Origin of the sequence: Priestia filamentosa (assembly GCF_900177535.1) — a bacterium.
In the GTDB taxonomy this organism is placed as follows: domain Bacteria; phylum Bacillota; class Bacilli; order Bacillales; family Bacillaceae_H; genus Bacillus_I; species Bacillus_I filamentosa.
Map to the genome: position 1 here is coordinate 248,186 of NZ_FXAJ01000003.1, position 25,145 is coordinate 273,330.

At 36.9% G+C, this 25,145-nt stretch carries 23 protein-coding genes; 16 read left to right on the forward strand and 7 right to left on the reverse strand.

Going from position 1 to position 25,145, the window contains the following annotated elements:
* Positions 1-3: 3 nt before the first annotated feature.
* The 12 genes from B9N79_RS14785 (at position 4) to B9N79_RS14840 (ending at position 15,058) form a co-directional block, all read left to right on the forward strand.
* The gene (locus B9N79_RS14785; protein ID WP_046216780.1) at positions 4-867 is read left to right on the forward strand and encodes a triphosphoribosyl-dephospho-CoA synthase; all 864 of its coding nucleotides are present in this window, start codon (positions 4-6) and stop codon (positions 865-867) included.
* Positions 842-1,138 (forward strand): malonate decarboxylase acyl carrier protein, encoded by a 297-nt coding sequence (mdcC, locus tag B9N79_RS14790; RefSeq protein WP_040058226.1) that lies wholly within the window; start codon positions 842-844, stop codon positions 1,136-1,138. The genes B9N79_RS14785 and mdcC overlap by 26 nt, the downstream gene beginning before the upstream one ends.
* Positions 1,131-2,816, forward strand: coding sequence for a biotin-independent malonate decarboxylase subunit beta (mdcD, locus tag B9N79_RS14795; protein ID WP_082864690.1), 1,686 nt, complete (start codon positions 1,131-1,133; stop codon positions 2,814-2,816). Before mdcC ends, mdcD begins: the two co-directional genes overlap by 8 nt.
* Positions 2,807-3,421 carry a malonate decarboxylase holo-ACP synthase gene (locus B9N79_RS14800; RefSeq protein ID WP_040058225.1) on the forward strand — a complete coding sequence of 205 codons (615 nt, stop codon included), beginning with the start codon at positions 2,807-2,809 and terminating at the stop codon, positions 3,419-3,421. The genes mdcD and B9N79_RS14800 overlap by 10 nt, the downstream gene beginning before the upstream one ends.
* 199 nt (positions 3,422-3,620) lie before the next feature.
* Positions 3,621-5,048: a glucuronate isomerase gene (gene uxaC / locus B9N79_RS14805; protein WP_040058224.1), complete on the forward strand. Its 1,428-nt coding sequence runs from the start codon at positions 3,621-3,623 to the stop codon at positions 5,046-5,048.
* A gap of 37 nt (positions 5,049-5,085) precedes the next feature.
* Positions 5,086-6,462, forward strand: coding sequence for a glycoside-pentoside-hexuronide (GPH):cation symporter (locus B9N79_RS14810; RefSeq protein WP_046216781.1), 1,377 nt, complete (start codon positions 5,086-5,088; stop codon positions 6,460-6,462).
* A 101-nt stretch (positions 6,463-6,563) separates the two neighbouring features.
* Positions 6,564-7,562, forward strand: a complete 999-nt coding sequence (locus B9N79_RS14815) for a LacI family DNA-binding transcriptional regulator (RefSeq protein WP_019393091.1) — start codon at positions 6,564-6,566, stop codon at positions 7,560-7,562.
* 67 nt (positions 7,563-7,629) lie between these two features.
* Entirely contained in the window at positions 7,630-9,090 is a 1,461-nt protein-coding gene (locus B9N79_RS14820; RefSeq protein WP_046216782.1) for a tagaturonate reductase, read from the forward strand.
* A gap of 14 nt (positions 9,091-9,104) precedes the next feature.
* Positions 9,105-10,595 carry a UxaA family hydrolase gene (locus tag B9N79_RS14825; RefSeq protein WP_040058221.1) on the forward strand — a complete coding sequence of 497 codons (1,491 nt, stop codon included), beginning with the start codon at positions 9,105-9,107 and terminating at the stop codon, positions 10,593-10,595.
* A gap of 18 nt (positions 10,596-10,613) precedes the next feature.
* Positions 10,614-11,912, forward strand: coding sequence for a Gfo/Idh/MocA family protein (locus B9N79_RS14830; RefSeq protein ID WP_046216783.1), 1,299 nt, complete (start codon positions 10,614-10,616; stop codon positions 11,910-11,912).
* A gap of 460 nt (positions 11,913-12,372) precedes the next feature.
* Positions 12,373-13,887, forward strand: a complete 1,515-nt coding sequence (locus tag B9N79_RS14835; RefSeq protein ID WP_019393095.1) for an MFS transporter — start codon at positions 12,373-12,375, stop codon at positions 13,885-13,887.
* A 43-nt stretch (positions 13,888-13,930) separates the two neighbouring features.
* Positions 13,931-15,058 carry a glycoside hydrolase family 88/105 protein gene (locus B9N79_RS14840; RefSeq protein WP_082023624.1) on the forward strand — a complete coding sequence of 376 codons (1,128 nt, stop codon included), beginning with the start codon at positions 13,931-13,933 and terminating at the stop codon, positions 15,056-15,058.
* A 153-nt stretch (positions 15,059-15,211) separates the two neighbouring features.
* Here B9N79_RS14840 and kduD read toward each other — a convergent pair whose 3' ends face one another.
* Genes kduD through B9N79_RS14855 form a run of 3 tightly spaced genes read right to left on the reverse strand, consistent with a single transcriptional unit; the run spans position 15,212 to position 17,519 of the window.
* A complete protein-coding gene (gene kduD, locus B9N79_RS14845; RefSeq protein WP_046216785.1) occupies positions 15,212-15,994 on the reverse strand; it encodes a 2-dehydro-3-deoxy-D-gluconate 5-dehydrogenase KduD in 783 nt (260 codons plus the stop codon).
* A 14-nt stretch (positions 15,995-16,008) separates the two neighbouring features.
* Positions 16,009-16,839, reverse strand: a complete 831-nt coding sequence (gene kduI, locus B9N79_RS14850; RefSeq protein WP_040058218.1) for a 5-dehydro-4-deoxy-D-glucuronate isomerase — start codon at positions 16,837-16,839, stop codon at positions 16,009-16,011.
* Positions 16,840-16,865: 26 nt separating this feature from the next.
* A complete protein-coding gene (locus tag B9N79_RS14855; RefSeq protein ID WP_040058217.1) occupies positions 16,866-17,519 on the reverse strand; it encodes a bifunctional 4-hydroxy-2-oxoglutarate aldolase/2-dehydro-3-deoxy-phosphogluconate aldolase in 654 nt (217 codons plus the stop codon).
* Between the two features lie 331 nt (positions 17,520-17,850).
* Here B9N79_RS14855 and B9N79_RS14860 point away from each other — a divergent pair, with 331 nt between their 5' ends.
* From B9N79_RS14860 to B9N79_RS14875, 4 genes are all read left to right on the forward strand, one after another.
* Positions 17,851-18,447, forward strand: coding sequence for a TetR/AcrR family transcriptional regulator (locus tag B9N79_RS14860; RefSeq protein ID WP_040058216.1), 597 nt, complete (start codon positions 17,851-17,853; stop codon positions 18,445-18,447).
* Between the two features lie 257 nt (positions 18,448-18,704).
* Complete coding sequence (locus B9N79_RS14865; RefSeq protein ID WP_040058215.1) at positions 18,705-20,909, forward strand: MMPL family transporter; 2,205 nt, start codon at positions 18,705-18,707, stop codon at positions 20,907-20,909.
* Positions 20,910-20,966: 57 nt separating this feature from the next.
* Complete coding sequence (locus B9N79_RS14870) at positions 20,967-21,710, forward strand: alpha/beta fold hydrolase (protein ID WP_040058214.1); 744 nt, start codon at positions 20,967-20,969, stop codon at positions 21,708-21,710.
* A 119-nt stretch (positions 21,711-21,829) separates the two neighbouring features.
* Positions 21,830-22,054 carry a hypothetical protein gene (locus B9N79_RS14875; protein ID WP_019393102.1) on the forward strand — a complete coding sequence of 75 codons (225 nt, stop codon included), beginning with the start codon at positions 21,830-21,832 and terminating at the stop codon, positions 22,052-22,054.
* A gap of 67 nt (positions 22,055-22,121) precedes the next feature.
* On the opposite strand, the gene B9N79_RS14880 is transcribed toward B9N79_RS14875, so the two are convergent.
* From B9N79_RS14880 to psiE, 4 genes are all read right to left on the reverse strand, one after another.
* Positions 22,122-22,514 (reverse strand): YxiJ family protein, encoded by a 393-nt coding sequence (locus B9N79_RS14880; RefSeq protein ID WP_019393103.1) that lies wholly within the window; start codon positions 22,512-22,514, stop codon positions 22,122-22,124.
* Between the two features lie 63 nt (positions 22,515-22,577).
* The gene (locus B9N79_RS14885) at positions 22,578-23,798 is read right to left on the reverse strand and encodes a DUF819 family protein (protein WP_040058213.1); all 1,221 of its coding nucleotides are present in this window, start codon (positions 23,796-23,798) and stop codon (positions 22,578-22,580) included.
* Between the two features lie 152 nt (positions 23,799-23,950).
* Positions 23,951-24,598 (reverse strand): DUF421 domain-containing protein, encoded by a 648-nt coding sequence (locus B9N79_RS14890; protein WP_040058212.1) that lies wholly within the window; start codon positions 24,596-24,598, stop codon positions 23,951-23,953.
* Between the two features lie 80 nt (positions 24,599-24,678).
* The gene (gene psiE / locus B9N79_RS14895; protein ID WP_019393106.1) at positions 24,679-25,083 is read right to left on the reverse strand and encodes a phosphate-starvation-inducible protein PsiE; all 405 of its coding nucleotides are present in this window, start codon (positions 25,081-25,083) and stop codon (positions 24,679-24,681) included.
* Positions 25,084-25,145 lie beyond the last annotated feature (62 nt).

The following is a 25,145-nucleotide window of genomic DNA, read 5'->3' on the forward strand; positions in this document are numbered from 1 at the left end:
GATATGGGGAAAATAGTTGTTTTTAATACGAGTGAATATTTAGGTGCATTAGCGGTAAAGGCGCTAGTCGATGAAGTATGTTTAACACCTAAGCCAGGGCTAGTTGATGAAGAAAACAACGGTTCTCATCATGATTTGACACTTTCTATGATGAAAGCTTCTGCTCGTTCCCTTTATCCTTTTTTTGTGGAAATGGCACAAGCTTCTAAAGGTAAACAACCCTCCCAATTGTTGCGAGAAACATTAGGGGAAATAGGAAGAAACGCAGAAGAAAAAATGTTTGCTGTAACAAATGGAATAAACACTCATAAAGGAGCAATTTGGTCCCTTGGTTTACTGATTGGAAGTGCTGCTTCACAAGGAAACAGCACTTCAGAGGAAATTGCAAAAAGAGCGGGCAAAATAGCTCGTTTTGAGGATGCTTTTATGATGAAAAGGTTAACAAATGGAATGAGAGCAAAGAAAAAATACGGAGTAAATGGAGCTGTAGGAGAAGCTAAAGCTGGTTTTCCTCATATTATAAAGTTTGTTTTACCAATGCTTAGAGAAACAAAAAATATAAATCATAGTCGTTTAAATGCCTTGATGGCTGTGATGGCACATTTAGATGATACGTGTATTCTTCATAGGGGAGGAACTCTTGCTCTAGAAAAGGTGAAAGAAGGGGCACGTGCCGTTCTTCGAAATGGCGGGGTTGGAACAAGAGAAGGATTTCAAAGTCTTCTAAAATTAAATAGACTTGTTGAAGCACTTTTTGTGTCTCCTGGTGGGAGTGCAGATTTACTAGCGGCAGGTCTCTTTTTATATGAATTAGAGAAGAGAGGAATTGGAGGAAATTCAGATGGAAACACTTCGTTACGTTTATGAAGGAAAGCGAAAAATAACCAAACGTGCGCATATTGGGGTTGTTGCATCAGGTGATCTAGAAATACTTGTTGAGCCAACAGAAGAGAAGGAAGCAATCGTGACAATTAAAACTGGTAGTGAAGGATTTAAAGAAGTGTGGGAAGCTGTGCTTGAGCGCTTTTTTATAAAAAATGAAGTAACAGGAATATTCACAATAAATGACTTTGGAGCAACTCCTGGTGTTGTAGGACTGCGTTTAGCTCAAGTGTTAGAGGTGAGTGAATATGAGTAAATTGAAAGAAAGCTTCATCGAATTAAACGGACGTGAACGGGCAAAAGCACTTTTAGACAGTGGGGTAGGTATTGAACTTTTAGATCCTTTTGAAGGGATGAAGTCTCCGCATCTCGAGCCACAAGGAATCGTTCCTCAAAATGATGATGGGGTTATCGTAATAAAAGGTGAAATTGATGGAGAAAGAGTTGTTGTGATCTCAATAGAAGGAGCGTTTCAAGGAGGCGGTATTGGGGAAGTCTCTGGAGCTAAAATTGCTGGGGCGCTTGAGCTTGCTTTAAAAGACAACAGAGAAGGAAAGAAAATCGTACCTGTCGTTGTATTTGATACAGGAGGTGTTCGACTGCAGGAAGCAAACTACGGCCTTCTGTCAATTGCAGAAATTCAAGGAGCCATTGTTGCTTTAAATGAATATGTTCCAACAATTGGAATCATCCCAGGCAAAGTTGGGGGATTCGGGGGGATGTCTATTACAGCAGCTCTTTTTTCTCACCTTATGATTACACCGAGTGGACGCTATGGGTTAAATGGACCTGAAGTTATTGAACAAGAAGCAGGAGTAAGAGAACTTGATTCCAGCGATAAAAAAATGATTTGGGAAATGATCGGCGGAACACAAAGAGTCAAAACAGGTCTTGTAGATATGCTTATTGAAGACGATATTGATGAAATCCTTTCAAACGTCAAAAAAGCGATGAAAGAACATCCTGTTAAAAATCGGACAGAGGAAATTAACTTCTATTTAACATTAATTAATCAGGCATTTGCACAAGATACCTTTACTCCGAAAGATTACGAAAAACTGTATCATCATTTAAAGGAACAAGAGGTAGAGGAACTTCCTAAAGAGAGAGTAAAAGCGAGTGATCAAAAAGAAGATCAAAGTCGAGGAAGAAAGTGGTTTGAAGCATTAACTAGTGTTCAAAGTCCTTCTGGGTGGGCCTCTACCGTTCTTTCACATAGTAATGAAAATGGAAGTTATATAGCGGTAGTTCCTGATTCTTATAGCCGTTTCAAGCGAGCTCGTCACGGTGAAGTAGGTTTATATGAAGGATGGAAAATTGCGCAAACAGTGCAAGGGTTTATTAAAAGAGATCAGAAGAATGAAAAAAAGCGGGCCATTATCGCTGTTATTGATGCTCCGTCACAAGCTTATGGCTACAAAGAAGAAGTGCTTGGCATTAATGTAGCTCTTGCTGCTTCTGTAAATATGTTAGCAAAAGCACGACTTTACGGTCATCCAGTGATTGGATTTATTCCAGGAAACGCTATTTCAGGTGCTTTTTTAGCTCTAGGTCTTCAAGCTAATGCGTTACTTTCATTAGATGATGATAAAATTAATGTACAAGCGATGTCGAAAAAGTCAGCAGCACGTATTACGAAAAGAACGATTAGAGAGCTTGAAGAAGCAACAAAGAAGGTTCCTGCTATGGCTTATGATATTCATTCTTACAAAACGCTTGGTGCTCTTTCACAGCTTATAACAAATATCAATGGAGAGGATCCTTCAGAAGAAGATATTCATATTGTTAAAGACGCGCTTATAACTAGTATTCACGATGTTCAAAACCGAAATGATCGTTCCCTTTCCATTCGCTTGGAAACAAAGGAAGCTCTTTTAGGCGGACGAAAAGCCTCTATTGAGGTAAGAGAAAGAATGAAAAAACAGTGGAATTAAAACCTCATGATTTAATTAAACTTTCTTCATTAAGGAATGGATTTTTAACAGAAGAGCACGAGTTACCACAGTGGGCACAGAATTCTCTTCAAGCTTCTCCTTATGTTGTTGTACGAAGAGCGCCTTTTAGGGGAGAATATATCCCTGTTGGTGTCCGGGGAAAAAAACGAAGTGAACGATTTGGCTTTTATATAAGTAAGCGTGATATTAGTGAGGTAATTTCACCCATTCAGTTACAAGAGAGTTTTCCATCAAAGGAAAGACAACATTTAAAAGCCTTTCAGACGCTAAAGCGAGTGAGGGATATTTTACAAACTGAAGAACGGTGGGGTCTTGGAGGTAGCGTTGGTTTTGAATTAGCTACAGGAATAGAAACTGTAAAAGAGACAAGTGATGTTGACGTTATTTTATATAAAGAAGATGCGGTAAATATAAAAAAAGCGAGAGAGTTGCTAGCCTATTTGGATGATCTACAAAGTCGAGTTGATATTTCTGTAGAAACAAAGTTTGGAAGTTTCTCGCTAATGGAATATTGCAGTAAAGAAAGTTTCTTGTTAAAAACAATAGAAGGTCCAAAATTGATTCAAAAGCCTTTCTTTTCTTAGAAGGGCTTTTGAACTTAAAGAGAATTTAAGGAAACCTGTTGCAAATATTTAGAATTCAGACTACAATAAAATAAAATGTTAACGCTAACATTTTATTGGGTTAGAAAGTGATAAAATATTAATCTAATAATTTACTGATGAAATAAATATTTTTTATCACAAAATGTTAACGTTAACAAAAAAGGAGGATATCTAAAAGATGAAAGGATTTATGAGGGAAGATTTCTTACTTACAAACAGCACAGCAGTAAAGCTATATCATGAATACGCAAAAGATATGCCGATTATTGACTACCATTGCCATTTAAGCCCAAAAGAGATTTATGAAAATAAGCAGTTTCGTAATATAACAGACATTTGGTTAGATGGTGATCATTATAAGTGGAGATTGATGAGAGCGAACGGAATTGAGGAGGATTGTATTACAGGAAGCAAAAGTGACTATGAAAAATTTATTGCTTGGGCTAAGACCGTACCAATGACAATTGGAAATCCGCTTTTTCATTGGACACATCTTGAATTGCAGCGCTTCTTTAATATTGATGAACTTCTGAATGAACGCACAGCAGATAGTATTTGGGAGAAAACAAGCGAGAAGTTAGCAGGTGGATCACTAAGAGCAAGGGACTTTATTACAGCTTCAAAAGTTGAAGTTGTTTGTACAACAGATGATCCTGTAGATTCCTTAGAGTATCACATTAAAATAAAAGAACTTGAAAACTTCGATACAGCTGTGTTACCGAGTTTCAGACCTGATAAAGGACTTGAAATCAATCGACAGGGGTTTAGCAATTGGGTTAAATCTCTCGAAGAAGCTGCTGGTATATCTATTGACAATTATGATTGTTTTCTAGAAGCACTTGAAAGCCGCGTTCGCTTTTTCCATTCTGTCGGAGGAAGAGTATCTGATCACGCTCTTGACCGTGTTGTATATGAAGATGTAACAAAAGAAGAAGCAGGACAGATTTTTGAGAAAGTAATTCTTCAAGAACAAAGAATTACAGAGGAAGAAGAGAGAAAATATAAGACATATATGCTTATTTTCTTAGGGAAATTATATAAAGAACTTGATTGGGTTATGCAATTTCATATCCATGCTCTTCGAAATAACAGTACGAAAGGTTTTGAAAGTCTTGGACCTGATACGGGATACGATGCAATGGACGACGGAGAAATAGCAAAGCCGCTTGTTAGTCTTTTCAATCAGCTAGAGAAAGAAGAGAGTTTGCCAAAAACTGTTGTATATTCTCTAAATCCAAAAGACAATCCTGTTATCGCAACAGTAATAGGAAGCTTTCAAGGAGGCGGGGTACCAGGGAAAATGCAGTTTGGAACAGCATGGTGGTTTAACGACCAGAGAGAAGGCATGTTAGACCAAATGAAAACGCTATCAAATATAGGGCTTTTCAGTCAGTTTATTGGCATGCTTACAGATTCAAGAAGCTTTTTATCTTATACAAGACATGAATATTTTAGAAGACTTGTTTGTGACCTTGTTGGTACATGGGTTGAGCAAGGGGAAGTGCCATTTGATGAAGAACTTTTAGAACGCATTATAAAAGGGATTTGCTATAACAATGCTAAAAGCTATTTTAATTTTCCAGCTTATACAGTTCAACAATCTTAGCTAAGAGAGGAGATTGTAAAAGAAGGGGAGTTCGCGATTGAGCGTTGTAAAAACAGAAGGAAAAGTAGAGGTCAAAGTAGAAGGACTTAGCATAAAAGAAAAAGTCTCCTATGGTATGGGGGACTTTGGAAATGGATTTATGTTTGACTTAGGACAGCTATACTTACTAAAGTTTTTTACAGATGTAGCAGGAATCCCAGCCGCCGCTGCTGGAGGGATTTTTCTTGTTAGCAAACTTTTTGCCGCCATTTGTGATCCAATTGTAGGCTCTTCTATTGATTATCGGAGAAATATTGGTGAAAGAGGGAAGTTTCGACCATATCTTCTATTTGGCAGCATTATTTTAGCCATTTTAACTGTTTTGACCTTTATTTCACCGAATATTTCCTCAACAGGAAAGCTCGTTTATGCATATGCTTCTTATATGATTTGGGGGATTGGCTATTCCTTTGTTAATATCCCTTATGGTTCACTTGGGGCGGCAATGACACAAAACGCTGCTGATCGAACATCTCTTGCTGCTTTCAGACAAACAGGTTCTCTTGGAGCACTTTTTATCACAAGCATTGCTGTTGTTCCTCTTATTCTGTTGTTTCCGAATGAAAAGATTGGTTACCCCATTGTAATGGGGATAATGTCTCTTGTTGGCGTGTTGGGGTTTTATATATGCTATCGTAACTGCCAAGAACGCATTGTTATAAAAGAAGGTCCAAAGGAAAAACTTTCGTTCATGTCTATCATCAGAACTTTTGCTTCAAATAAGCCACTTTTAACACTTGTACTTATGACGGTTTTTACAATATCTGCCTACAACATTAAATCAGCGATGCTGATCTATTTTGCTCAATATAATCTCGGAAATGTTCAGCTTATGGCTTATATGAATTTTATTATTATTGGTTCCTCTTTTCTAGGGGTTATCATGCTTCCGAAGCTTGTGAAGCGCTTTGGTAAGAAAAAAACGGCAATGATTGGGCTCGCTATAAGTATCATAGCAGATACAGCAAACTTTTTTATGCCTTCAAATGTTGTGCTGTTCACTGTTTTAGCTAGTATTGCTTTTATTGGTATTAGCATTCCAAACGGAATTACATGGGCACTTGTTTCAGACATTATTGATTATGGAGAATGGAAAACAGGAGAAAGGAAAGAAGGCACAACATATGCTCTCTTTAACTTTTCGAGAAAACTCGCTCAATCTCTGTCAGGCTTTCTCTCGGGAGTTGGACTTGGTATTATTGGATACATTCCAAATGTTACACAAGCATCAAGCACGCTTTTAGGTATAAAAGGTCTGTTGCTTCTCTATCCTGCTGTTGCTTTGGGGATTGCAATGCTTGTAATTGGCTTGCTTTATAAATTGACGGATGAAAAGCACGAAGAGATGGTGAAAGATCTTCAAGCTCGAATTTAGAAAATCCTCATCTTTAGCCGATAACTGCTTATTATTCGAGAGTTTTTGTGATATTCTTATACTGAAAATACAGGGTAACTCACTAAAGGTAGGTAAATGAAATGAGTGTTACAATTAAGGATATTGCAAAGCTAGCTAATGTATCACATACGACAGTTTCAAGGGCTTTGAACAATAGCCCACTTATAAAAGAAAAAACAAAAAAGAAAATTTTAGAGATCGCAAATCAGCTTAACTATATTCCAGACTATCACGCCAAAAATTTAGTGATGCAAAAATCACATACAATTGGTTTGTTTTTTACAAGTATGGGAACAGGAACATCACCAAGCTTTCTCGTTGATACAATTCGAGGAGTGAACAAAATTATTGATGTTCAGTACAACTTGTTTGTGCGAGGAATTGATGACTATGACGACTTTTCTTATATAAATAATAAGCGCTTTGATGGGATTATCCTAATGAGTCAAAGTGATCGTGATAATATGTTTATTTACAATATTATCGAAAAGCAAATTCCGCTTGTTGTACTCAATAGGCAAGTGGACGATGACTCTGTTATGAATATCTTGTCTAATGATAAAGAAGGTGCTTATGAAGCTGGAGAATACTTCATTTCTTCAGGTCATAAAGATCTCGCTATTATTGAAGGAATTCAAGGATTCAAATCAACGCAGCAGCGAAGAGATGGCTTCTTACAATCGTTAATAGACAATGGAATTACAATCCGTCAAGAATATATTGTGCAAGGAAATTATGATATGCAAAGCGGATATGAAGCAATGTGTAAGCTACTTGATTTACCAAATCGGCCAACAGCTGTTTTTTGCTCAAATGATGATATGGCGATTGGAGCACTTAAGGCTGTTTTTGAGCGAAACTTAAGCGTACCTCATGACATTTCTGTGATTGGCTTTGATGATATTGAATCTGCAAAGTATACAAATCCATCTTTAACAACGGTAAAAAGACCCATTGAAAAAATTAGTATGGCAGGCGTTGAGGCCATTTTATCGCTTATTAATGGGAAAGAAAATCTTCAAAAAAAGACGTTTATTAATACGGAATTAATTCGCCGCAAATCTGTGAAAAGCTTATGAGTATAGAGCCGGTTATAGGAATAGCCGGCTTCTGATTGTTAACGTGTGCAAATAAGGGGGAATAAATATGAAATTAAGCCGTAAAAGTGAAGAATCTCATTCTGTTCAAACAGAGAATGTGCTTCAATTTGGAGAAGGCGTTTTTCTCCGTGGCTTTGTTGATTGGCAAATTCAGAAAATGAATGAGAAAGGCCACTTTAATGGGGGGGTTGTAGCTGTAAATCCTCGCAGAACAGGAAATGCGCCAAAATTAAATGAGCAAAATGGATTGTTTACGGTTTCTTTACAAGGACTACAACATGGTGAAATAGTTAAAACCTCCTCCGTTGTAAGCTGTGTGCAAAGAGGAGTTCATCCGTATAAACAGTATGATGAATATATAAAAATAGCAGAAAATGAAAATCTGCGTTTCGTTATTTCCAATACAACAGAAGCAGGTATTGCGTTTCGAGAAGAAGATAAACTTGAAGATCGACCACAGGAAAGTTTCCCAGGCAAAGTAGCAGCTTTCTTGTATCATAGATACCAATTTTTTGAAGGAGATGAAACAAAAGGTCTTATTTTCTTACCTTGCGAGCTGCTTGATCAAAACGGAGAAAAATTGAAAGCACTCCTGCTTCGCTACGCTGAAAAGTGGAATCTCGAGAAAGAATTTAGCACATGGATTCAGGTTGCCAACACCTTTTGTTCAACGCTTGTTGATCGCATTGTTCCTGGCTATTCGGAAGAAGAAGCAGGGAGAATACAAGAAGAAAAAGGATACAAGGATGATCTTCTTGTTGTCGCAGAGCCTTTTTATCAGTGGGTTATAGAAGCTCCTTCGTTTGTACGTGAGGAATTTCCAGCTGAAAAGGCAATGTTGAATGTGAAATTTGTAGACGATATTACTCCATACTCACTTCAGAAAGTGAGGATATTAAACGGCCTTCATACAGCAATGATGCCTATTGCATATCTTGCAGGATGCAATACAGTAAGAGAAGCAATTAGCAATCATCACATTGGGATTTTTATTCGAGCCCTTGCTTATGATGAGATTATCCCTGTTCTTTCTGTTTCTAAAGGAGAAGCGTCGGCATTTGCGGAGGCGGTGCTTGAACGATTTCAAAATCCGTTTATTCGTCATGACTTATTAAGTATTTCTCTTAATAGTCTTCCAAAATTTAAAGCTAGGAATCTTCCAACATTGAAAGAGTATGTGAAAAAGTATCGGAAGGTTCCGAAACTTCTTTCTTTTTCTCTTGGTGCACTTTTTGTTTTTTATAAAGGTAAAAGAGGAGAAGAGAAGATCCCACTTTCAGATCAGAAAGAGCTTATCGAGCTATTTCAATCTCTTTGGGAAAAAAGCAATAGTAAGAAGAGCATTCAGCATCTTGTGAGCACCGTTCTTTCGCTAGAAGAACATTGGGGCGAAGATTTAAGCGAAATCCCTGGATTAGTAAATGCTGTAGAGAGTGCGATTTTGCAAATTGAAGAAGCTGGTATGGAGAACGCCCTAAAAAAACTTTTTCATTTATCAACAACATAAAAGGAGTCGAGAAAATGAAAAACATAATTAAAATTCATGAAGCTGATAATGTAGCTGTTGCGTTAAGAAGTTTTCGTGATAAAGAAAAAATTACGGTTGCAGGAGATGAAGTAGAAGTTAAAGGCGGAATAAAAAGCGGACATAAGATTGCGCTAACAGATATTGCCCAAGGAGAAAATATTATCAAATATGGAGCTCCTATTGGGCATGCAACAGAGAGTATTGCAAAAGGAGAATGGATACACACTCATAACACGAAAACAAATTTAAGCGACAAAATAGAATATACATTTCAACAAAATCTAATACACAATACAGGAGTGAAAGAGCATAGAACTTTTAAAGGGTATCGGCGTAAAGATGGAAATGTAGGTATCCGTAATGAGCTATGGATTGTTCCGACAGTTGGATGTGTAAATGGAATTGGGGAACGCATGATTAAAGAATTTGAGCTTGAAGTAGGTCCTAATAACCCATTTGATAATATGATGGTTTTAAAACATAACTATGGCTGCTCACAGCTTGGGGATGATCATGTAAATACACGCACTATTCTCACCAAAATGGTTAAGCATCCGAATGCAGCAGGAGTTCTCGTTTTAGGCCTTGGCTGCGAGAATAATGGTTTAGAAGATTTTAAGGAGGCGCTTGGTTCTTTCGATGAAAATCGGATCAAATTTTTACGTTCACAGGATGTAGAAGATGAAATTGAAGAAGGAGTAAAACTGCTAAAGGAAATTAGTGCAGCTGCTAGCAATGATAGACGGGAAGAGGTACCGTTAAGCGAGCTTAAAGTTGGCCTAAAGTGTGGAGGATCTGATGGTTTGTCTGGTATTACAGCTAACCCGCTTCTTGGCCGATTTTCTGACTGGCTCATTGCACAGGGAGGAACAAGTGTCCTTACAGAAGTCCCAGAAATGTTTGGCGCCGAAACATTATTGATGGAGCGAGCTAAAAATGAAGAAGTATTTCATAAAATCGTTGATTTAATTAATGACTTTAAATCATATTTTCTCGCTCATAACCAGCCAATTTATGAAAATCCTTCTCCCGGAAATAAAGAAGGTGGAATTACAACGCTTGAAGATAAATCGCTTGGGTGCACACAAAAAGCAGGAATTTCGCCTGTTGTAGATGTGTTGAAATATGGAGAGTCTTTGGAAGCTAAAGGTTTAAATCTTTTAAGTGCTCCTGGAAATGACCTTGTTGCTTCAACAGCTCTTGGCGCATCAGGGTGTCAAATCGTACTTTTTACAACAGGAAGAGGCACTCCTTTTGGTACCTTTGTTCCAACAATGAAGATATCAACAAATACATCGATTTATGAAAAGAAGAAGCACTGGATTGATTTTAATGCCGGAACACTTGTTGAAGAAGAAAATGAAGAAACTTCTTTAGACCGTTTTATTACGTATATTACTTCTGTTGCAAACGGAGAACTTGTGAACAATGAAAAGAACAGCTTCCGGGAAATAGCAATTTTTAAGTCAGGTGTTACGCTTTAGAAGAAAGGGGAATGAAGAGTGAAAAAGTATGCCATTTGTGGAGTAAGTAACAGAGCATTAGGAATGTTTATTAAACCAATGTTAACAACCTTTTCAGATCATAAGATTGTTAGTTTATTAGACCATGATGAAGCAAGGTTTGATGCCTGTAAAAAAAGATTTCCAACTCTTGCTATGACTCCTGTTTATTTTCCAGAGGAGTTTCAGATGATGGTAGAACGGGAGAAGCCTGATGCAGTGATTGTAGCAGGGAGAGATGATACACATGTTGATTATATTATGAAAGCTTTAGAAAACAATCTTGATGTGGTTACGGAAAAACCAATGGTTACGACAGCGGAAGATGCAAGAAAAGTAATGGAAGCGGAGAAAAACAGCGAAGGTTCTGTAAAGGTGACGTTTAACTATCGATATAACCCATATCATCGTAAAATTAAGGAAATGATTTTAGATGGAAAACTAGGAAGAATCACTTCTGTTGATTTGAATTGGTATATTGATACGTATCATGGTGCAAGTTATTTTAAACGTTGGAATAGATATCGCGAACGTTCAGGGGGGCTTTCTATTCACAAGTCAACACACCACTTTGATCTTGTTAACTGGTGGCTTAACGATGTGCCCGAGGAAGTTTTTGCATATGGAAGTCTTCATTACTATGGAGAGGAAGGAGAATGGAATCCATTAAGAGAGAGCGGTCGTTATTGTGGTACTTGTCATGTGAAAGATCGATGTCACTATTATCAGAGATGGAACAATAGAAGTGAAAGTAGAACAGTTCACGATGATCATCTGCAACAGGATATGATGAATGGCAATCAAGCTATGTATACAAACTATCGTCCTGACGCTTGTATTTTTGATGATGACATTGAAATTGAAGATACGTATGCAGCTACGATTAAATATAAAAAAGGAGCTCTCTTAAGCTACTCCATTAATTTTTCGCTTCCATATGAAGGATATCGTCTTGCTATTAATGGAACAAAAGGAAGAATTGAGACAATGGAATATCATGAGCCAAGTCGAATTCCATTTCAATTTCCAAAACAGAAAATTGATTATTTTCCACTGTTTGGGGCAAAAGAAAGCATTGAAGTTGTAGAAACCGAAGGAGGACATGGAGGTGGAGATCCACTTCTTTTAGAAGAGCTTTTTTTAGGAAGAGATCCGTTGCGAAATTACGATATTTTAGCAGGAACAGAAGCAGGTGCCTATTCTATTGCAGTAGGAGAAGGGGTATGGCGTTCAGTCCAAGAAAAACGTCCAATCTCAATTGAAAGTTTGCTAAATTGTAAAGAAAAAAGTAGAAAATAAAATATGAATCCGCTTTCAGAAATGTGTTGTATTATTCCAGAGAACACATTATAATGAAAACATAAAAGATTAACGTTAACATTAGAAAAATTTTTATGATAATAAACAAAAAACAGAAAGGAGGACGGGATAGAAAAGACTTTGGCATATAAGTGAGCGTGAAGTTTAAGCTAAGAAGTTTGAAATTATAAAAAAGAGAAGAAAACTTCTTAGCTTTGCAAGTTAGCAACCCCTAAAATGTTAACGTTAACATTTTAGGAGAGTAGAGATAGATAATGATTTTAAGGAAAAGTCGCGCAATAAAAAAAGCAAGAGAAATTAGTGGGTAAATTCTCTTGCAAACACAGTCTGTCATTTTTAATAAATTCATAGACATACCATTATTGAAACATAAATTGCGATCTATGACAAACAAAAACTCGTGTTTCTTTATCGGTGCTGTAAAGAAGGGGAGATTTTCGTGCAGAGAAAAATAGGGTTAAGCCATCAACTTGCTTATGGAAGTGCGAATTTACTTGGAAGTGGGGCATTAGCCATCAGTGGAGCATGGCTCATGTATTTTTATACCACCTTCTGTGGGTTGTCAATTATTCAAGCCGCAGCTATCTTTTCTATCGCAAGCGTTGTAGATGCTGTAAGTAATCCAGTTATGGGTTTTATTACGGATAATTTTCATAAAACAAGGTTAGGAAAACGATTTGGAAGAAGAAAGTTTTTTATTCTTTTAGGTATACCACTTATGCTTGTTTATCCAATGCTATGGGTAGAAGGATTTGGATTTTGGTATTATCTATTAACCTATATTTTGTTTGAATTAATCTATACATCTGTTATGGTGCCATATGAAACAATTGCAGCTGAAATGACAACAGATTTTGGTCTTCGTTCAAAGTTAACAGGTTTTAAAGCCATCTTTGGGAAAATAGCAAACTTTCTTGCTGCTTTTATTCCGGGACGTTTTATTGCTGAATATGGGCAAGATTCACCATTACCCTTTTTTTACACAGGTCTTCTCTATGGAGGGATTATGGTTATCGCCCTTATCAGTCTCTATATCTTTTCATGGGAGCGCTCAGCAAATGAGATTAAAGATGAACGTACGGGATCCTTATGGGAATCATTGAAAAAGCTTTTTATTGATATGATATCAACATTTAGAGTTCGTACGTTTCGTCATCATCTAGGAATGTACTTGTTTGGATTTGGAGCAGAGTGGTTGTTTGCTTCTGCTTTTACGTATTTCATTGTTTTTGGTCTTGGTCAGAGTTCTGAACTTGTTTCTAACTTATTAAGCTTCAGCTCAATCATGCAGCTTATCTCAACCGCTTTCTTTATTTGGCTTTGTGTGAAAATGGGATTTGCACGTCCATTTCGAATTGCTTTGAATGTTGTTATATTAAGTGTTATTGGCTATACAGCTCTCTATTTTACAGGTTCAGAAAACCTTGTCATTCTTCTGTTTGCAATCACGATGTTCTTTGGCTTAGGAACAGGAGGAGTGTTCTACATTCCATGGAACGTATATACATTCTTAGCTGACGTTGACGAAGCTGTGACAGGCAGAAGACGTGAAGGTCTTTATGCTGGTGTAATGACGTTTGCAGGAAAACTTACAAGAGCTGTTGTAGTATATATTCTTGGCTGGGTATTAGGAAAATTCGGTTTTGTCTCAGGTCAGTCAACGCAGCCGGAAGCAGCCGTTCAAGCCGTTGTAGGAGTATTTGCTATCGGGGTTATCTGCCTTGCAATTGGAGGCGTCATCTCAGCATATAAACTAAAACTAAATCGCGAATCACACGGCATTCTAATCAAAGAAATTGACCGTATTAATAGCGGTGGTTCAATGAAAGAAGTTGATAACAAAACGCGCACTGTAGTGGAAGCGCTAACAGGATTTCCATATGAAAAATGTTTTGGAAACAATAACGTTGGCTATCAGCAGAAGCCAAACATTGACTCAAGTTTAAAAGCATAAGCTTTTTCTCATATAATAAAAAATCTAAAAATGAGGTGGAACAATGTTACAAATGAATGATAAGAAACTTTATAATGATTGGGCTGCTAAAACATCAGATTCTGTTATGAAAAGAAGACCAGAAATTAATACAAAATGGGAATATGAAGATGGAGTTGTTCTTCAAGGGATGGAGCTTGTCTTCAACAAAACAGGTGATAGAAAATATTTGGAATATATAATGAAAAGCATGGATTTATTCGTTGATGAGAACGGCAATATTCCAAAGTATTCATCAAACGAATTCAATATCGATCACATTAACAATGGAAAGGTTCTTCTTGCTCTTTATGAACATACAGAAGATGAGCGCTATAAAAAGGCAGCAGATCTTTTAAGAAGTCAGTTAACAAACCATCCACGCACAAGTGAAGGAGCATTCTGGCATAAGGAAATTTATCCATACCAAATTTGGTTGGACGGTCTTTATATGGGATCTGTATTTTATGCCCGCTACATTAAAGAATTTGGTGAAGAAGCAGAGTTTGAAGATGTGATGAACCAATTTATTCTTTCCTACAAGCATACAAGAGATGAAGAAACAGGTCTTCTTCATCATGCATGGGATGAAAAAAGAGAGCAGCCTTGGTGTAATAAAGAAACAGGCCTTTCAAAACATTATTGGGCACGTTCAATCGGCTGGTATGTGATGGCAATTGTTGATGTACTCGACTACATTCCAGAAAGTTATGAAGGAAGAGCTGTTCTTCTTAATATGTTAGAAGAAACGGTAGAAGCAATGATGAACTATCAAGATAAAGAAACAGGAGTATGGTATCAAATTGTGAACCAGCCGGAGCGAAAAGGAAACTATTTAGAGTCATCTGGATCAGCAATGATGCTATATGCCATTGCAAAAGGTGTGAGAAAGAATTATTTATCACAAGACTGGTTTGAAAAAGCTGAACATATTTATAAAGGGATTATTGATGAATTTATCTTAACAACAAAAGACGGGTTAGTGAATGTTAATAAAATATGCCAAGTGGCAGGACTCGGCGGAAAAGATAAACGAGATGGCTCGTTTGCATACTATATTAGTGAACCGATTGTAACTAATGACCACAAAGGGGTTGGACCATTCATTCTTGCAAGTGCTGAAATGGAAATGCTGTATGAGGAGCGAAAATAAAAAAAGAGTTCTAGCATTTGCTAGAACTCTTTTTTATTTGCAAACAGCTCTAACGTGTATGCTTCTAAAATGTATCCACTAATTTCTAAATTCATTTCGCTTCCCCTCTTTTGTATAAAATAAAGCCGCATCATGTTGATGCGGCTTAACCGTCTACCGAGCTAACCAACCGCCATCAACGGCTAAAATATGCCCGTTCATATAGTCAGAAGCTTGACTTGCCAAGAATACCGCTGTTCCCATTAAATCTACTGGAGTTGCCCAGCGTCCAGCAGGGATGCGACTTAAAATTTCTTTGTTACGCTGTTCATCTGCACGGATAGGGGCTGTATTCGCTGTTTCTACATATCCAGGTGCAATGGCATTTACTTGGATGTTATGTTCAGCAAGCTCATTCGCAAATGACTTTGTAAGCCCTGTTACAGCATGTTTGCTTGCTGTATAAGAAGGAACAAATTTTCCACCTTGGAAAGAAAGCATAGAAGCGATATTAATAATTTTACCACTCCTTTGTTCAGCCATTACCTTTGCTGCTTCTTGACTTAAAAAGTAAACAGCATCTTGGTTAATCGCCATTACCTCATCCCAGTCTTCTTCTTTATATTGAAGGATAGGAGCACGTCGGATAGTTCCAGCGTTATTAATTAAAATATCAATCTTTTTATAGATTTTAAGACACTCTGAAACTACCTGTTTAATAGCTGTGCGATCTGATAAATCTGCTTGATGGAAATGAACATTTCCTCCTGCTTCTTCCACAAGAGTTCGTGTTTCATCCCACTCTTTTCCATGTGTTACAATAAACAAATCCGCACCGGCTTTAGCGAGACCAACAGCACAGCCTTGACCTAGTCCTTTATTTCCCCCTGTCACAATTGCCACTTTCCCGTTAAGGCGGAAGAAGTCCATTGAAAATGAGCTTACATCTTTTGTCATTTACATGTTCCTCCTTAGCGTAAGTCTTTCATTTTGACATGATCCATATCATCATACGTAATGTTTTCTCCGCACATTCCCCAAATGAACGTATAGTTGCTTGTTGCTGTTCCAGTATGAATAGACCAGCTTGGAGAGATTGCTGCTTGTTCATTTTTCATTACAAGGTGTCTTGTCTCATTGGGTTTTCCCATAAAGTGAAAAACGCGTGTATCAGGCTCCATATCAAAATATAAATATACTTCCATACGGCGTTCATGTGTATGACAAGGCATGGTGTTCCAAACGCTTCCCGGAGAAAGCATTGTTAAGCCCATTTGAAGCTGGCAGCTTTCACAAATGTTAGGGTGAATATATTGATAAATGTTGCGCTCGTTTAGCGTTCCTTGCTCACCTTTATGAAGAGGATCAATTTTCTTAATATCAATCTTTACCGTCGGATATGTATGGTGCGCTGGTGTTGAGTTAATATAAAATTTCGCAGGGTTGTTTGCATCTTTTGAACGAAACTTAACGTCTTTCGTTCCGCGTCCAACATATAGTCCATCTCGACCTTTCATTTCATATTCGACACCATCAAGAATAACAGTTCCGTCTGCTCCAATGTTAATAATACCTAGTTCGCGACGCTCTAGAAAATAACTCACACCAAGCTCTTTATCTAATTTAATTGTTAATTCTTCTTGACTAGGAGTGACTCCACCGAAAATCATGCGGTCGTTATGTGTATATGTTAGATGAACATGATCTGCTTCAAAAAGAGTTTCAACTAAAAAGTTTTGGCGTAATTCCTCTGTTGTTTGCTTTTTTACATCTTCAGGATGATGTGCATAACGAGTTTCCATTTTTCATTCTCCTTTTCGTCAGTAGTTTATTGAAGAGCCATTCTTACATTTTGAACTTTTTCAACATATTGGCGGGCAAGAAGAGAGATTTGAGAGAAATCGCCTGTTTTGGCAGGAGCCATTAGCTTTCCTCCAACTCCAACAGCAATGCATCCACTTCTAATCCAATCTTCCACATTATCAAGATCAACGCCGCCTGTTGGCATAATGTTTACTTGGGGAAGAGGAGCTTTCACAGCTTTAACGTAGTCAGGACCAAATGCGCTTCCTGGGAAGAGCTTTACAACGTCAACTCCGTAACGAAGCGCTTCCTTCATCTCAGTGACCGTCATACAACCAGGAATATACGGAACACCATACAAATTGCAAAGTTTTGCTGTTTCAACATCAAAGCAAGGGCTTACAATAAACTGTGCACCAGCAAGGATAGCGGTGCGGGCTGTAACAGAGTCAAGAACTGTACCAGCTCCAATGCACACGTTAACATTTTTATCGTGCTTAAAAGAGAGGTCTTTAATAACTTCCTCAGCTCCTTGAATTGTAAAGGTTACTTCAATTCCTGTAATCCCCCCTGCAATACAAGCTTCTGAAGTTTGAATCGCTTCTTCCTTTGAATCGCCTCTTACAACGGCAACAATACCGCATTCTGAGATCTTTGACAACACCAGTAATTTTTTCATCGCATCCTCCAAAAAAGGGAATTATACTAAAAATATTTCAAATAAAAGATAATTAATAGTATTCGGAAAATTATAACTTCATTATATAAGAAGAGGGTCAAAACTTCAATGAATAAATGTGAGCAAAGGGTTTTAAAAAGCTTGAAAATATAGATATGTAAGTGAATACAAGTTTCCACTTTTCACCTATTATTCCCTGTTTTTAAACGTATTTAGAAAGTGAAGAGGAAGTTGCGAAGCTCCTTCTATACTCATCTGTGCTATCTTTTCTTAAATCATGTAAAATAAGAGATAAGGTTGAATTTAGCGGCTATGAAAGGAGCATACCCTTATGGAGAAAAAACGAACAAGAGCGGAAGAACTAGCATGGACAAGGGAGCGCATTTTAAAAACGGCACAAAATTTATTTATGGAGAAAGGCTACCGGGCAGTATCGACACGAGAAATTGCCTCTGAATGCGGCATTACACAGCCAGCATTATATTATCACTTTTCTGATAAAGAGTCATTGTACGTGGCAATGCTTCAAGGATTCGTTGCTAAGATTGGCAAACGTTTAAAGTCTGTGTCTAAACCAACAGTAGCAGAGCGATTAGAAACAATGCTTGAAGTTCTCTCTGAAGAACATCCGTCAAGCATGATGATGATGCTTCACGATACGCTTGTTGAATTTAAGGAAGAAAACAGACGTTTTATTTTTAAGCTTTGGAAGGAGGCATATTTAGATTCGTTTGTTGCTGTTTTTGAAGAGATGAAAAACGAAGGAACATTAAGGGAACAAATTTCTCCGGAAGAGGCAGCACGTTTTTGTTTGCTTACTTTAGGACAAACAATGTCAACATGGGAAGGAAAACCACAATCTTTAGCAGGACAGTTCAAAACGCTTGTTGATCTTATTTTACATGGAACAAAGAAAACAGAAAGCTAGCACATCGAAAGATTGTCAAAAAAAAGAGCACTGTGATATAAATGGGGGTGTGAGTAGGAATCCCCCCCGCAATATCGCATTACTAACATTTATTTATCAGTTGATAAGTGAAATGGTTTTATGATATAACGTGAGTGAGGAAGTTGTTTTTAAAACTTATCAATTGATTAATAAAGGAGAGAAGCAGCAATGTAAGGCAGGAGGAGAAATTTTTTTAAGATAAACTTATCAAATGATAAATAGAAAGAGGGGATAATATGAATCATTTTATGAAAAAACTCATAAGGGGAATTGTTGGTAAAAAAGGCCGCTGGATTACGCTTATTGCATGGGTTTTACTTATTGGAGTTTTACAAATGGTGCTTCCGTCTTCAAGTACCTATACAGATGATAGCGTTGAGCCACTTCCAAGCAGTGAACCTTCTATGAAAGCTGCTCATATTGTAGAAGAGAAGTTTCCAAACAGCGATGGCGTACCTGCCTTGCTTACGTGGTATAACAAGGACGGCATTAGTGAAAAAGAGCTTACTGCTATTGCCTCTTTATCAAAAGAGTTGAATGAAAGCAAGCTCCCTCATCAAGAGTTGGCAGTGCCGTATGATAAAATGCCAATGCCTGCTTTAAAAGAACTTGTTTCTGAAGATGGCACAACCTTTATTCAAACGGTTTTATTTGAAAAAGGAGCTTCTTCTGATGAATTAAAAGAAGGTCTTACAGAATTAGAGACGCGTGTAGACCGTGAGTTTGAAAGAAATCCTCTTAATGAAAAAATAACGTCAGACAGCCTTATTGCTCGTGTTACAGGGCCTGCGGGAATTAGTGTTGATGCAACAGGCTTATTTAAAAATGCTGACGTTTCTTTATTAATTGGAACGGTTTTACTTGTCCTAGTATTTCTGCTGCTTATTTATCGTTCACCAATTTTGCCTTTCGTTCCCCTTATTGCAGTTGGAGCGGCTTATGCTGTTGCAACGCCAATTCTCGGTGCTCTCGCAAAGGCTGGCTATATAAGTTATGATTCTCAAGGTATTTCCATTATGACTGTTCTTCTTTTCGGAGCTGGAACAGATTATTGTTTATTTTTAATTTCGCGCTTTCGTCTTTTCCTCTATGAAGAAGGAAGTCGTCTACGAGCTTTAAAACGTGCATTTCTAGATACGTCGGGAGCCATTGGAGTAAGTGGTTTAACCGTCGTTTCAGCACTTTTAGTTTTACTTGTTTCTCAATATGCTACAATTCACAACTTTGCCATTCCGTTTAGCTTATCTATTTTTATTATGATGATTTCATCTTTAACCCTTGTGCCAGCACTTTTAAGTATTCTTGGTAGAAGCGCATTTTTCCCATTTGTGCCAAGAACAGAAGAGATGGAAAAAGAAAGAGCACAGAAAAAAAATAAAAAGATTAAGCTTCACAAGCAATCTCGTTTTTGGTATAAAGTTGGAGCTTATTCAGCTAACAAGCCTGTTCGTACCGTTATCATCACACTTCTGTTTCTTATTGTGAGTTCCACATTTGTAACAGGAATTAAGTATTCATATGATACGCTTTCAGCGTTCCCGAAAGATACGCCGTCTCGCGAAGGATTTGACCTTATTAGCGATGGATTTGGAGCAGGAGATCTCGCTCCTTTAACAATTGTCTTTGAACAAAATGATGAAAATATGAATATTAAAAATGATCTTGCTCGTTTAGACGGAATAAGTCGTGTTGAAAATCCAGAAACGAGTCAAAGTGATCAGAATTTTGTTTCTTATAAAGTTGAACTTGAACAAAATCCGTATAGTAATGCAGCGATGGATGATGTAGAGCAGTTGCGTAAGGACCTTAAAGAGATCTCAGATGACAAAGGGTTTGAAAATGTCTGGATTAGTGGTCAAACAGCTGAGCAGCTTGATCAAAGAACGGTTATTGCTCAAGACGAGATGAAAATTATTAGTTTCGTCATCGTTGTAGTAGCACTGCTTCTTTTACTTTATTTACGTTCTATTGTGGCAATGGTGTACTTAATTGCAACAGTATTAATTTCTTTTACGAGCGCACTTGGGCTTGGCTGGATTATTCTTCATTATGGATTTGATGTAGAAGCTATTTCAGGTCTTATCCCTATTTATGCATTCGTCTTTATTGTGGCGCTTGGAGAAGATTACAACATCTTTATGATTTCAAATATATGGGAAAAGAAAAAAGAGTTGCCGCTTAAGGAAGCAATAAAAGAAGGAGTTGGCCAAAGCGGTGGTGTGATTACGTCTGCAGGAATTATTTTGGCAGGAACGTTCGCTGTACTTACAACACTTCCGATTCAAGTGCTTGTTCAGTTTGGCTTAATTACAGCAATTGGAGTTTTGCTTGATACGTTCATTGTTCGTCCACTGCTTGTTCCCGCGATTACAAGTCTATTAGGAAAATGGGCATTCTGGCCTTCAAAGCTTGGAAAGGTCAAAGCAAGAGAAGAGAATTAAACGAAGAAATCCTTTGGACTTTGTTCAAAGGATTTCTTTAAAAAGGAGAAAGAAAAGATGAAAAAAGGAATCAAATACAGCCTTATTACGGTTTTTGTTTTGCTTCTTATTGGACTAGGAAGCTTTTTTGTTTGGTCACAACTTACATATGAGCCATCAAAAGAGTTGACAACTCTTGTTAATGTTGAAAATATACAGCACGAAGACGATGCTGTTATTCTTCAACCTAAAAAAAGCAATGGAAAAGGAATTATTCTTTACCCTGGAGCAAAAGTAGAGCCAGAGGCATACAGCTACTATGGAAAAAAACTAGCTGAAGATGGCTATTTTGTGGCTATTCCACATGTTTTATTGAATTTTTCTATTTTTGATCAAAATAGAGCAGAGGATATTATTGAAAAATACGATGACATTGAAGAGTGGTATATTGGGGGGCATTCTCTTGGAGGTGTTAGTGCCGCTTCTTATGCCTATAAACATTCAAAAGAGATAAACGGCGTTATTTTCCTCGGGTCTTATCCAAATGAAAGTAATGATTTTTCGGAAAAAGAACTTCCAATGCTGTCTCTCTACGGAGAGCTTGATGGTTTATCAACTAAAAAGAAAATAGCACAAACTCATCATCTCTTATCTAAAGGTGCAGTTGTGCGTGAAATTAAGGGTGGAAATCATGCTCAGTTTGGGTTATATGGAAAACAAAAAGGAGATAACAAAGCGACAATCACGCCTAAACAACAGCAAGATGAAATGGTTCGCGTGACAAAAGAATGGCTTCAAAAGGTGAGTTTAAAAGATGATTAGGTGAGAAACATATCCTTTTGGGTGGTAGGGAGATAAATTAAACATGTATTAACTATAATTTAACCATTTTTTAACATTAGTCTTGTATTCTTTCAAGGAGACTTGAAAGGAGTGACAAGATGGGAAAGAGAAACAAAGTTCGCATAAAAGCAGTAATTATTTTAAGCTTCTTACTCGTTTTTCTAGTCTTTTCAATATATGTGTATCATCAGTACAAAATAATAAAAGAAAAAAGCTTACTTAAATACGAAGGAAATCTCAACCTTTTCAGTGAGATAGGATGGCATGTAAATAATGAAGGAAATGGAGAATACGTTCATTTTTTAAACAGAAGTGAAATGTAATGTAAGAGATATTTTCACTCGTTTTTGTAGAAAGAATTAAGGATGAAGAGAATGAAAAAAGAAGGGGTTATTGACTTAAAACCCCTTCGTTCTCTACATAGCGTAAAATAAGTATTCGGGCTTCTTCATTTCTAGCATACTCCCGATAAAAAAGCGGATACTGGTTCATCTTGTTTTCTAAAAAAGAATATTGAGGAAAAGCTTCAAAGAAAGTGAGACTAAGAGCATTCATCTGTCGCTCAGGAATTTTCGTTCCTTTTCCGCGCAAAACGTAATTAACGCTTCCTACAATGTTCATCATGTATGTATTAAGATCAGCATTAAAACAAGCTTCAGACGTTAAACACTCTTTAAAATCTTTCTTAATACTCTTTGTTTCTTCATAAGGAAAAGGATCGTATAGTTCCTCATTTATTTCTTTCAGCCTTTCATAAATCACTATGTTTTCGATTGTAGGCACCGCCTTTTACAAAATATACTAAACTATTGAATATAATACCACTTTTTGGGTAGTTTGGCGCATTTAAAATGTTAAAAACCAGTGACCAAGTAGAAATCCAATATAGTTTCCAATAATATACCCTAATGTGCCAACAACTAAAATAGGTCCTACTAAATTTCTCCACCCTTTTGCAATCGCCATTGCACTTGCTGTTGTTGGACCTCCTACTGTTGCATTGCTTGCTAGAACAATGTGTTCAAGGTCAAGCTTGAATAGTTTTCCAAATAGAAGTCCTATTCCTAAGTTAAATAAACCAACAATTGAAACGAATAAAATTAATAACGGGGCTTTTTCAATAATTAAAGGAATAGAGGCAGGTGCGCCAATCACGACAAAGAAAATATAGATAAGGTATGTGCCAAGTTCCTGTCCGCTTTTTATTTTGTTAAAGTAGTGTGGAAAAAGGTAGATAAAAAGAAATGTAAGCGTTGAAAGAAGCAAATATTTTTCTCCTAACACACCATTCAAAAAAACTACAATCCCTGAAGTATTTTCATCACCAGGAATGACACGGTCAAAAAAATCGGCTAGTTTAAATGAAAGAACAACTAAGAAAAAAGAAGTGCCAATAGAGGCGGCGACATCTTTTAAGGAAATTTCCTTTCTACGCCAATACTCAGCTGCGAGCGTTTCTTCTTTATTTACTCTTCCACGTTCAAGCTCATCGATATGCGGAGTGTTGAATCGATTTTTAAAAAACAAAAGAGATGGAATGAGCATAAAAAGAGCAAACATAGCAGCCATCACCATATTATCTGCTACAACGGTTGCTGATACCATTTCACTAGAAGGTTCGAACCGGGCTGTTACAGCCGCAAAGTTAACACCGCCTCCAATATAAGAAGCAGCAATAGCAGCAGAGAGTTTGGCAAGCTCTGGAATATAATCTTTTAAAAGAAAGAAACCAATTGAGCTTCCGATAACAGTACCAGTAGCACAAATCAAGAAAGTTAAAATAAGCTTTTTACTTTCTTGAAAAAGTTCTCTCATATTAATGTTAAAAAGTAGAAGGGGGATTGCGAGTGGAACAAGGTATGTCCATACAGCATCATACACAGGAGATGCTGATGGAATAATGTTAAGGTTGGAAAGAATGAGAGCACCAAGTAGGGCAATTACGGCTCCTGATATGACTGAGGCCCACTTATATTTCTGTTCAAGAAAAATACTAATCGAGGCCCAAACAGCCAATATTCCCCAAAGCATCCACGTATCGTCAGACTGAACAATTGCATTTATCATATAATCATCCTCCTCTTTTTCCTTAAACAGAGGTTGATTCATGATGTGAAAAACTGTTAAAGAGATATAATTAGCTGTATTGTAGCATATAGAAAAAATGAAAAAGCAAACAAAAGCTTTCTCTGATTCTGTGAAAGGAAAGAAAGCTTTTTTTACTCTATTGCTGCTTTATTATCAAGTAATTCAATATAAAATTCTTCATTTGTATAACTACAAATGAAAATATCTTGAATTTTCTCGTTTCCTAGTTTTGTTAACTCTTCTTTTAACCATTTTTCATCTTTATTAATCAGATGAAGATGTTGTCTTTGAATATTTCCATCTAAAATAAGCGGAAGTGAAAAATCATCTTTATGCTGAAAAACCGATAAATGCCCCGTTGGTTCTAAAAGAGCAAAGCTTACTTTTGAGATGTCTGCAATATCTTTGCTGCGAAGTTGAAGATATAAATCATCTAACGTATAGCCGAGGTCACGCATCACCTTTTGATTACATTTTCCATGTTCAATAACAAGTGAAGGACGCCCATCCATTATGGCTCGAGCTTTTTGACTTTTAAGCGTTACTTTAGAAAGGATAAACTGAATAATAATTAGTAAAATAATAGGAAGAAGCCCTTTGAAAATGGAGCTTTCAGGATTTTCGATAGTTAATACAGCTAAGTCTGCAATCATAAGGGTAATACCAACATCTAAAACACTAACGTCTCCGAGGTCTTTTTTTCCTGTTAAGCGAAAAAAGATTAGGATGACAACAAACATAAATGGTGTGCGTAAAAGCAGATGAAAATATTCGTCCATCATTTTTGCTCCTTCACATAATCTAAAAGGATGTTTTATAAGTAGGTTTATCAAATGAGGAATTTTTATGCGAGGATTTTCTAGTCATCACGAACAAAGCGCAGATTAGTAAGAAGAAGAGAAATGATAAGAGTTAAAATGGCTAGCGTATAGACGAAAGTTGTCATTGGTTCTTCATGATTAACGATAATCAATCGAACAATGGCTGTAACTGCAATATAAATAAAATAACGAAGGGGAAAATGATTGTTGTTTTGAAAGTATTTCACAACAAGACTTAAAAATTCAAAGTAAAGGAAATAAACGAGAATGCCCTCAACAAGAGAGTAGTAAGATGTTTTGTCATCGTGTAGCGCAAGACTTTGAATCAGAAAAATGGTTTTTTTAACAAGAAACAAAGAAAGAATAATGCCTAAAAAGAAGATCATTGTATTTAAAATACGTTGAAAGAAAATAGAAGCATAGTTATCATGATTTCCTTTCACAGTCTGTCACTCCTTCAAAGATGGATAGCACATCGGCTATTCTTTAAATATATTCACGTAAG